Source organism: Pseudomonas aylmerensis (genome assembly GCF_001702265.1).
In the GTDB taxonomy this organism is placed as follows: domain Bacteria; phylum Pseudomonadota; class Gammaproteobacteria; order Pseudomonadales; family Pseudomonadaceae; genus Aquipseudomonas; species Aquipseudomonas aylmerensis.
In genome coordinates, this window is record NZ_MAUE01000035.1 from 37,795 (window position 1) to 47,009 (window position 9,215).

General features: G+C 61.5%; 8 protein-coding genes. 7 read left to right on the forward strand and 1 reads right to left on the reverse strand.

What is annotated here, in order from left to right; all coding sequences use genetic code 11:
- The first annotated feature begins 6 nt into the window (after positions 1-6).
- From nuoI to nuoN, 6 genes are read left to right on the forward strand one after another with little or no spacing between them, the layout of a single operon-like run.
- The gene (gene nuoI / locus BBG20_RS23105) at positions 7-555 is read left to right on the forward strand and encodes an NADH-quinone oxidoreductase subunit NuoI (RefSeq protein WP_003174725.1); all 549 of its coding nucleotides are present in this window, start codon (positions 7-9) and stop codon (positions 553-555) included.
- A 9-nt stretch (positions 556-564) separates the two neighbouring features.
- Positions 565-1,068: an NADH-quinone oxidoreductase subunit J gene (gene nuoJ / locus BBG20_RS23110; protein ID WP_065907526.1), complete on the forward strand. Its 504-nt coding sequence runs from the start codon at positions 565-567 to the stop codon at positions 1,066-1,068.
- A 2-nt stretch (positions 1,069-1,070) separates the two neighbouring features.
- A complete protein-coding gene (gene nuoK, locus BBG20_RS23115) occupies positions 1,071-1,379 on the forward strand; it encodes an NADH-quinone oxidoreductase subunit NuoK (RefSeq protein WP_003174727.1) in 309 nt (102 codons plus the stop codon).
- Positions 1,376-3,229, forward strand: a complete 1,854-nt coding sequence (gene nuoL / locus BBG20_RS23120) for an NADH-quinone oxidoreductase subunit L (protein ID WP_065907528.1) — start codon at positions 1,376-1,378, stop codon at positions 3,227-3,229. Before nuoK ends, nuoL begins: the two co-directional genes overlap by 4 nt.
- A gap of 39 nt (positions 3,230-3,268) precedes the next feature.
- Entirely contained in the window at positions 3,269-4,801 is a 1,533-nt protein-coding gene (gene nuoM, locus BBG20_RS23125; RefSeq protein ID WP_065907529.1) for an NADH-quinone oxidoreductase subunit M, read from the forward strand.
- Between the two features lie 7 nt (positions 4,802-4,808).
- Positions 4,809-6,272 carry an NADH-quinone oxidoreductase subunit NuoN gene (gene nuoN, locus BBG20_RS23130; RefSeq protein ID WP_003192122.1) on the forward strand — a complete coding sequence of 488 codons (1,464 nt, stop codon included), beginning with the start codon at positions 4,809-4,811 and terminating at the stop codon, positions 6,270-6,272.
- A gap of 90 nt (positions 6,273-6,362) precedes the next feature.
- Here the strand turns inward: nuoN and BBG20_RS23135 are convergent, their stop codons facing one another.
- Positions 6,363-7,400, reverse strand: coding sequence for an AraC family transcriptional regulator (locus BBG20_RS23135; protein ID WP_065907530.1), 1,038 nt, complete (start codon positions 7,398-7,400; stop codon positions 6,363-6,365).
- A gap of 204 nt (positions 7,401-7,604) precedes the next feature.
- On the opposite strand from BBG20_RS23135, the gene BBG20_RS23140 reads away from it, so the two are divergent.
- Positions 7,605-8,546, forward strand: a complete 942-nt coding sequence (locus tag BBG20_RS23140; RefSeq protein ID WP_065907532.1) for a SphA family protein — start codon at positions 7,605-7,607, stop codon at positions 8,544-8,546.
- The last annotated feature ends 669 nt before the right edge of the window (positions 8,547-9,215 follow it).

The window sequence follows — 9,215 nt, forward strand, 5'->3', positions numbered from 1 at the left end:
TGACCCATGTTCAAATATATTGGCGACATCGTTAAGGGTACCGGTACCCAGTTGCGAAGCCTGGTGATGGTTTTCGGCCATGGCTTCCGCAAACGCGACACCCTGCAATACCCGGAAGAAGCGGTGTACCTGCCGCCGCGCTATCGCGGCCGCATCGTGCTGACCCGTGACCCCGATGGCGAAGAGCGTTGCGTAGCCTGCAACCTGTGCGCCGTGGCGTGCCCGGTGGGTTGCATCTCCCTGCAGAAAGCTGAAACCGAAGACGGTCGCTGGTACCCGGACTTCTTCCGCATCAACTTCTCGCGCTGCATTTTCTGCGGCCTCTGCGAGGAAGCTTGCCCGACCACCGCAATCCAGCTGACACCGGATTTCGAGATGGCCGAGTTCAAACGTCAGGACCTGGTGTACGAGAAAGAAGATCTGCTGATCTCTGGTCCCGGTAAAAACCCTGATTACAACTTCTATCGTGTTGCGGGTATGGCCGTTGCCGGTAAGCCGAAAGGCGCCGCACAAAACGAAGCCGAGCCGATCAACGTGAAGAGCTTGCTGCCTTAAGGAAGAAAGATGGAATTCGCTTTCTATTTCGCATCGGGTATTGCAGTGGTGTCCACGCTTCGCGTGATCACCAACACCAACCCCGTGCACGCCCTGCTCTACCTGATCATTTCGCTGATCGCCGTGGCCATGACCTTCTTCAGCCTCGGCGCACCGTTCGCCGGTGTACTGGAAGTGATTGCCTACGCCGGCGCCATCATGGTGCTGTTCGTGTTTGTGGTGATGATGCTCAACCTGGGGCCGGCCTCGGTCGCCCAGGAGCGCGTCTGGCTCAAGCCCGGCATCTGGCTCGGCCCGGTGATCCTGGCAGCCCTGCTGCTGGCTGAACTGCTGTATGTGCTGTTCGCTCACCAGAGCGGCCAGGCCATCGGCCACACCACCGTGGACGCGAAAGCCGTGGGCGTCAGCCTGTTCGGCCCGTACCTGCTGGTGGTCGAACTGGCGTCGATGCTGCTGCTCGCTGCAGCCATCACTGCCTTCCACTTGGGCCGCAACGAAGCCAAGGAGCAATGACGATGCCTGCTATCCCTTTGGAGCATGGTCTGGCGGTCGCCGGCATCCTGTTCTGCCTTGGCCTGGTCGGCCTGATGGTCCGCCGTAACATTCTGTTCGTGTTGATGAGCCTGGAAATCATGATGAACGCTGCGGCACTGGCCTTCATCGTGGCAGGTGCACGTTGGGGCCAGCCGGATGGACAAGTCATGTTCATCCTGGTGATCAGCCTGGCAGCCGCCGAGGCCAGTATCGGCCTGGCGATCCTGCTGCAGCTGTATCGTCGCTTCCACACGCTTGATATCGACGCTGCCAGTGAGATGCGCGGATGAACATGATCTTTCTGACTTTCGTATTTCCCCTGATCGGTTTCCTGCTGCTGTCGTTCTCCCGTGGACGCTGGTCGGAAAACCTGTCTGCCCTGATCGGCGTGGGTTCCATTGGCCTGTCGGCGATTGTCGCCGCCTACGTCATCTGGCAATTCAACGTGGCACCGCCGGAAGGCGGCCACTACACCCTGGTGCTGTGGCAGTGGATGTCGGTGGAGGGCTTCAAGCCCAACTTCGCCCTCTACATCGACGGCCTGTCGATCACCATGCTCGGCGTGGTCGTCGGCGTGGGCTTCCTGATCCACCTGTTCGCGTCCTGGTACATGCGCGGTGAAGCCGGTTACTCGCGCTTCTTCTCGTACACCAACCTGTTTATCGCCAGCATGCTGTTCCTGGTGCTCGGCGATAACCTGTTGTTCCTGTACTTCGGCTGGGAAGGCGTGGGCCTGTGCTCGTACCTGTTGATTGGTTTCTACTACAGCAACCGCAACAACGGTAACGCGGCACTCAAGGCCTTTATCGTGACCCGGATCGGCGACGTGTTCATGGCCATCGGCCTGTTCATCCTGTTCCAACAAGTGGGCACGTTGAACATCCAGGAACTGCTGGTACTGGCACCGCAGAAATTCCAGGTCGGCGACTTCTGGATCACCCTGGCGACCCTGATGCTGCTGGGCGGCGCCGTGGGTAAATCGGCGCAACTGCCGCTGCAAACCTGGCTGGCGGATGCCATGGCCGGTCCTACCCCGGTTTCCGCACTGATTCACGCGGCAACCATGGTGACCGCCGGTGTCTACCTGATCGCACGTACCCATGGCCTGTTCACCCTGGCGCCGGAAATCCTGCACCTGGTGGGCCTGGTCGGCGGCGTGACCCTGGTACTGGCCGGCTTCGCCGCGCTGGTGCAGACCGACATCAAGCGGATCCTCGCCTACTCGACCATGAGCCAGATCGGCTACATGTTCCTGGCCCTGGGCGTCGGCGCCTGGGACGCGGCGATCTTCCACCTGATGACCCACGCCTTCTTTAAAGCCCTGCTGTTCCTTGCTTCCGGTGCGGTGATCGTTGCCTGCCACCACGAGCAGAACATCTTCAAGATGGGCGGCCTGTGGAAGAAACTGCCACTGGCCTACGCCAGCTTCATCGTCGGTGGTGCCGCACTCGCTGCCCTGCCACTGGTGACCGCAGGTTTCTACTCGAAAGACGAAATCCTCTGGGAAGCCTTTGCCAGCGGTAACCAGAACCTGCTGTACGCAGGCCTGGTCGGTGCCTTCATGACCTCGCTGTACACCTTCCGCCTGATCTTCATCACCTTCCACGGTGAAGCCAAGACCGAAGCACACGCAGGCCACGGCATCTCCCACTGGTTGCCACTGTCGGTGCTGATCATCCTGTCGACCTTCATCGGCGCCATGATCACTCCGCCACTCGCCGGCGTCCTGCCGGAAAGCGCTGGCCATGCCGGCGGTGCCGCCAAGCACAGCCTGGAGATCGCCTCGGGCGCCATCGCCATCGCCGGTATCCTGCTGGCGGCCCTGCTGTTCCTCGGCAAGCGCCGCTTCGTCACGGCCGTTGCCAACAGTGGCATTGGCCGCTTCCTTTCGGCCTGGTGGTTCGCCGCCTGGGGCTTCGACTGGATCTACGACAAACTGTTCGTCAAGCCCTACCTCGCCATCAGCCATGTACTGCGCAAAGACCCGCTCGACCAGACCATCGGTTTGATCCCGCGCGCCGCCAAGGGTGGTCACACTGCCCTGAGCCGCAGCGAGACTGGCCAATTGCGTTGGTATGCAGCTTCCATGGCGGCCGGTGCCGTCCTGGTGATCGGCGCCATTGTTGTGGTAGCGGTCTGATATGAACTTTGCGAACTTGCGAAAGGAAACGAGCCCGTCATGATTCTGCCCTGGCTAATCCTGATCCCCTTTATCGGCGGCCTGCTCTGCTGGATGGGTGAACGCTTCGGCGCCACCCTCCCCCGCTGGATTGCGTTGCTGACCATGTCCCTGGAACTCGCTCTCGGCCTCTGGCTGTGGGCCCACGGTGACTATTCATTTGCTCCGGCGCCTGGCGCCGATCCGACCTGGGCGCTTGAGTTCAAGCACGTCTGGATCCAGCGCTTCGGCATCAACGTGCACCTGGCCCTCGACGGCCTGTCGCTGTTGATGATCCTGCTGACCGGCCTGCTGGGTATCCTCTCGGTACTCTGCTCCTGGAAAGAGATTCAGCGTCACGTGGGCTTCTTCCACCTGAACCTGATGTGGATCCTGGGCGGTGTGGTTGGCGTATTCCTCGCCCTCGACCTGTTCATGTTCTTCTTCTTCTGGGAAATGATGCTGGTGCCGATGTACTTCCTCATCGCGCTCTGGGGTCACAGTTCTTCGGACGGCAAGAAAACCCGGATCTACGCGGCGACCAAGTTCTTCATCTTCACCCAGGCTTCCGGCCTGATCATGTTGGTGGCGATCCTGGGCCTGGTACTGGTCAACTTCAACAACACCGGCGTGATTACCTTCAACTACGCCGACCTGTTGAAAACCAAGATGTCGCTGACCACCGAGTACATCCTGATGCTGGGCTTCTTCATCGCTTTCGCGGTGAAGCTGCCGGTGGTGCCGTTCCACTCCTGGCTGCCGGATGCGCACGCCCAGGCGCCAACCGCAGGTTCTGTGGACCTGGCCGGTATCCTGCTGAAGACCGCTGCTTATGGCCTGCTGCGTTTCGCCCTGCCGCTGTTCCCGAATGCCTCGGCCGAGTTTGCGCCGATCGCCATGACCCTGGGTCTGATCGGGATCTTCTACGGTGCCTTCCTGGCCTTCGCACAAACCGACATCAAGCGCCTGATTGCCTTCTCGTCCGTTTCCCACATGGGCTTCGTACTGATCGGCATCTACTCCGGCAGCCAACTGGCGCTGCAAGGCGCGGTGATCCAGATGTTGGCCCACGGTGTTTCGGCCGCTGCCCTGTTTATCCTGAGTGGCCAGCTGTACGAGCGCCTGCACACCCGTGACATGCGTGAAATGGGTGGCGTGTGGTCGCGCATCGCGTACCTGCCGGCGATCAGCCTGTTCTTCGCCGCCGCGTCCCTGGGCTTGCCGGGTACCGGTAACTTCATCGGCGAGTTCCTGATCCTGATGGGGTCGTTCGTCCAGACGCCTTGGATCAGTGCCATCGCGACGTCCGGCCTGGTGTTCGGTTCGGTCTACTCGCTGATCATGATCCACCGCGCGTACTTCGGCCCGGCCAAGTCCGACACCGTCCTGCAAGGGATGGATGCTCGCGAACTGATCATGGTGCTCGGCCTTGCGGTATTGCTGATCTACATCGGCGTGTACCCGCAACCGTTCCTGGACACTTCTGCCGCAACGATGCATGGCGTGCAGCAGTGGTTCGGCACCGCCTTCTCTCAACTCGCTTCGGCCCGGTAAGAGCGCTATGGAATTCACGATCCAACACTTTATCGCGCTTGCGCCGCTGCTGATCACCAGCCTCACCATCGTGGTGGTGATGCTGGCGATCGCCTGGCGCCGCAATCACTCGCAAACGTTCCTGCTGTCCTGTGCCGGTTTGAACCTGGCCCTGCTGTCGATCATCCCGGCCCTCAAGGTCGCGCCACTGGCGGTCACCCCGCTGATGATGGTCGATGACTTCGCGCTGCTGTATATCGCGTTGATCCTGGTGGCGACACTGGCCTGCGTCACCCTCGCCCACGCCTACCTCGGCGAAGGCGGCACCGGCTACCCAGGCAACAAGGAAGAGCTGTACCTGCTGATCCTGCTGGCTGCGGCCGGCGGTATCGTGCTGGTCAGCGCGCAGCACCTGGCTGGCTTGTTCATCGGCCTGGAACTGCTATCGATCCCGACCTACGGCCTGGTGGCCTACGCCTTCTTCAACAAGCGCTCCCTGGAAGCCGGCATCAAGTACATGGTGCTGTCTGCGGCCGGTTCCGCGTTCCTGTTGTTCGGCATGGCCCTGCTCTACGCCGAAGCCGGCAGCCTGAGCTTCACCGGTATCGGCCACGCCCTGGCCGCCACCAACAGCCCGGCGCCGATTGCCCAGTTGGGCCTGGCGATGATGCTGATCGGCCTGGCGTTCAAGCTGTCGCTGGTGCCGTTCCACCTGTGGACCCCGGACGTGTACGAAGGCGCCCCGGCGCCGGTGGCCGCGTTCCTGGCGACCGCGTCGAAAGTCGCGGTGTTTGCGGTGATGGTGCGTCTGTTCCAGATCTCGCCAGCGGCCAACACCGGGGTGCTGAGCAACGTGCTGACCGTGATCGCCATCGCGTCGATCCTGTTCGGTAACCTGCTGGCCCTGACCCAGAACAACCTCAAGCGTCTGCTCGGTTACTCGTCCATCGCCCACTTCGGCTACCTGCTGATCGCCCTGGTGGCGAGCAAGGGCCTGGCCGTGGAAGCCATCGGCGTGTACCTGGTCACCTACGTGATCACCAGCCTCGGCGCGTTCGGCGTGATTACCCTGATGTCCTCGCCGTACAAAGGCCGTGACGCCGACGCCCTGTACGAATACCGCGGCCTGTTCTGGCGCCGTCCGTACCTGACCGCCGTACTGACCGTGATGATGTTGTCCCTGGCCGGTATCCCGCTGACTGCAGGTTTCATCGGCAAGTTCTACATTGTCGCTACCGGTGTCGAAGCCCACGAATGGTGGCTGGTTGCCTCGCTGGTGCTGGGCAGCGCCATCGGCGTGTTCTACTACCTGCGCGTGATGGTCACCCTGTACCTGATCGAGCCAAACCTGCGCCGTGTGGACGCCGAGCTGCATTGGGAACAGAAGGCAGGCGGCGTGATGCTGCTGGCCATCGCCCTGCTCGCGTTCTTCCTGGGCGTGTACCCACAACCGTTGCTCACCCTGGTGCAGCACGCGGTACTGGGCGTTTGATCGCTTAGCAGGATGCAGTCAACAGAAACGGCACCTTCGGGTGCCGTTTTTGCGTTCTGGGCAATCGCCAGGCAAAGGTTACGCGACAGACTACGCCGCCCCTCCCCCGTCACCGCGAAACGCACTGGGGCTCACCCCCGTCCAGCGCTTGAACGCCCGCCGAAAACTGCGCACGTCGCTGTAGCCGACTTCCTCGGTGATGCGCTCGATAGACAATCCCGGATTGCCCAGCAGCCCCATGGTCCGGGCGCGACGAACCTGCTCCAGCAAGGCCTCGAAGGTCAGCCCGTGTTCGGTCAGGCGCCGACGCAGGGTGCGTCCGCTCATGTTCAGGTCACTCGCAACCTTCTCCAAGTGGCTGCCCTGCAAGTCGCGGGAAATTGCGCGCTCCACCGCCTGGATCAGGTCCATCTTCTGGTGCAGCTGGGCACTCTCCAACTCCAGCAACTCCAGGGCCTGGCGCAGCGCCAGGGCATGGTGATTGGGCAAGCGCACATCCAGCCAATGGGGCGCCAGCACCATGCGGTTGTGCAGACAGCCGAAACGCACATCGGCGCCAAACAGCTGCGGGTACTGCGCCGCATAAGGCGGTGCGGCATGCACGAACTCCACGCGCAGCGGCATGAATTCAGCCCCCACGAGTGCGCGGCCGTACACCATCAGGCTGGCGAAGAACTCCTCGGCGGCAAACACCTGGACCTCGGCATACGGCAGCAGGCACTCGACGTCGATAAACACCTCGTGGGGCCCTTCATGCGTGCGGGTGGTGGCGATGCCCCCGGAGGTGTGCTGATGGCGCTCGCCGATGGCAAACGCATCGCGCAAGGTCTTGCACAAGGAAATCACGTGGCCGAGCAAGCCGAGGGTGCCGAGCACATTCTGATGGCCCACCCACAGCCCCAGGCCCTGGTCGGGCAACACCCTCAGCGCACGCTGGATCATCGCCACCGCCTGGCGATAGGAAATGCGTTGGGCCGGGTCATCCAGGTCAGCCAGGGTGAACCCCAGGCCACGGCACAGGGCCTCGGCATTGGCGCCTTTCTGCGCCACCACCTGCCCGAGCGTCTGCAATAGGAACGGTGACACAAGCGCCAACTCGAAGTGCGGGTCTACGGCTTTCCTTTGCATGGCTCGCGGGTTCCTGACTGAGTGCTTCAGTTCTTGTTTTGGAAACATCCTGTTAATCATAGGCGCTTGCAAGAGCCGCTGCACCATGAGTGAAAACTGTCCGGCAAAGTCCCCCTATCTGGCCGCCAAAACCCTGCCCTGCCGGGCGCCCAGGGCTTATTTCTATGGACCAGCGGTGCCCTAACAATAATAAAGAGGCCAGACATGAACCCCACCCGTGTGTTTCACCCACTGCCGTTCGCCCTGCTGAGCCTGATCAGCCTGCCGGCCCTGGCCACCGAAGGCGGCGTCGACAACATCGGCCCCGGCACTGACGGCTTCTACATCCTGCCCCTGGATGTGAACAACCTGCCGGACCATATGTTCGCCTTCAACCTGTACTACAACCACTACGAAGCGCGGAAATTGGACATCAGCTCCCTGGGCGGCAAGGTGCCGGACGTGCGCATCAAGTCCGACGCGATCATCCCGCGCCTGGACTACCTGAGCCCGGTGCGCATTTTCGGCGGGCGCCTGGGCGGCTACATTGCCCAGCCCTACCTCAAGCAACAGGTGGCGCTGTTCGGTATGTCGGACCAGCGCGAAAGCATGGGCGACACCACGGTGGCGCCGATCATCCTGTGGGACATGGGCCCCCGCCTGACCTTGGCCACCGCCGTGGAGATCACCCTGCCCACCGGCGAATACGACGCTTCGCGGTTGGCCAACACCAGCAACAATTTCTACACCTATAAACCGTTGGTCTCGGCGACCTGGATGCCTGACGATCGCACTGAACTGTCGATCAAGGCTACCTACAGCTTCAACCAGGAAAATCACGACACCGACTACCGCTCCGGGCAGATTTTTCACTTCGATTATTCGGCCAGCTACAAGGTCACTGACAACCTGAGCCTGGGGGTGAATGGTTACTACCTCAAGCAGACTACCGACGATAAGCAGTACGGGCACACGGTGGTGAATATCTTTGGCGAGGAGGTGAACGACGGGGTGCGCGGACAGGTTTTTGCGATCGGCCCGGCGGTGTATTTCACCTTTCTCAAGTACGCCAGCGCAGAGGTGCGGTGGGCCAAGGAGTTTGATGTGGAGAATCGGCCGGAGGGGGATATGTTGTGGGCCAAGGTGACGATTCCGTTTGCTTTGTGAGGTTTTTTTGGGGGGGGTGTACATATCCGTTGCTGCGGTAATGGCTGATATTGGTTCCGCTCTTACAGCGGGTCACTTTTGGAAAAGAGCCCCAAAAGTAACCAAAAGGGCTCTTGCCCCAACACTCGGCACCTCGCCTAGGCTCGGTGTGCCCTCACTCCGGCTTGAATCCGTGGGCCGCCGCCACGCGCCATCCATGGCGCGGGGCGGCTAACCCGGCGTCCTGCCGGGTTACCCACGGATTCAAGCCTGCGTTCGGCCAGCGTGTTTAATGGGGCGCCTAGATCAAGATCAAGATCAAGATCAAGATCAAAAGCGGCTCGCTTCGCATCGTGGGTTGTGTTTGTTTGCGCCAGGCCGGTATCGAGGCCAACACTGCCGATCCCCTGTGGGAGCCGTCGAGCCCCGGCGAGGCCGCGAAAGCGGTGGGTCAGGCGCGAAATACATCGGCAATGCCGCCGCCTTCGCGGCCTCGCTGGGGCTCGACGGCTCCCACATTTGATCTTTGGGGCGGCGGATTATGGGTGTGACTCAAGGCTGCTTGCGGTAGACCCGTATCGAGGCCAACACCGCCGATCCCCTGTGGGAGCCGGCCCCTACAGGTTTCTGCTCTTGATCTAACCACTCAGGCCGGCTGTCAGGCCGCCGTGCTTTTGCTTTTGATCTTGA

Bases quoted from the DNA above. Each gene is read 5' to 3' on its own strand.
- nuoM (WP_065907529.1), top strand. From the start codon at position 3,269: ATGATTCTGCCCTGGCTAATCCTGATCCCCTTTATCGGCGGCCTGCTC.
- nuoJ (WP_065907526.1), top strand. From the start codon at position 565: ATGGAATTCGCTTTCTATTTCGCATCGGGTATTGCAGTGGTGTCCACG.
- nuoK (WP_003174727.1), top strand. From the start codon at position 1,071: ATGCCTGCTATCCCTTTGGAGCATGGTCTGGCGGTCGCCGGCATCCTG.
- nuoL (WP_065907528.1), top strand. From the start codon at position 1,376: ATGAACATGATCTTTCTGACTTTCGTATTTCCCCTGATCGGTTTCCTG.
- nuoN (WP_003192122.1), top strand. From the start codon at position 4,809: ATGGAATTCACGATCCAACACTTTATCGCGCTTGCGCCGCTGCTGATC.
- BBG20_RS23140 (WP_065907532.1), top strand. From the start codon at position 7,605: ATGAACCCCACCCGTGTGTTTCACCCACTGCCGTTCGCCCTGCTGAGC.
- nuoI (WP_003174725.1), top strand. From the start codon at position 7: ATGTTCAAATATATTGGCGACATCGTTAAGGGTACCGGTACCCAGTTG.
- BBG20_RS23135 (WP_065907530.1), bottom strand. From the start codon at position 7,400: ATGCAAAGGAAAGCCGTAGACCCGCACTTCGAGTTGGCGCTTGTGTCA.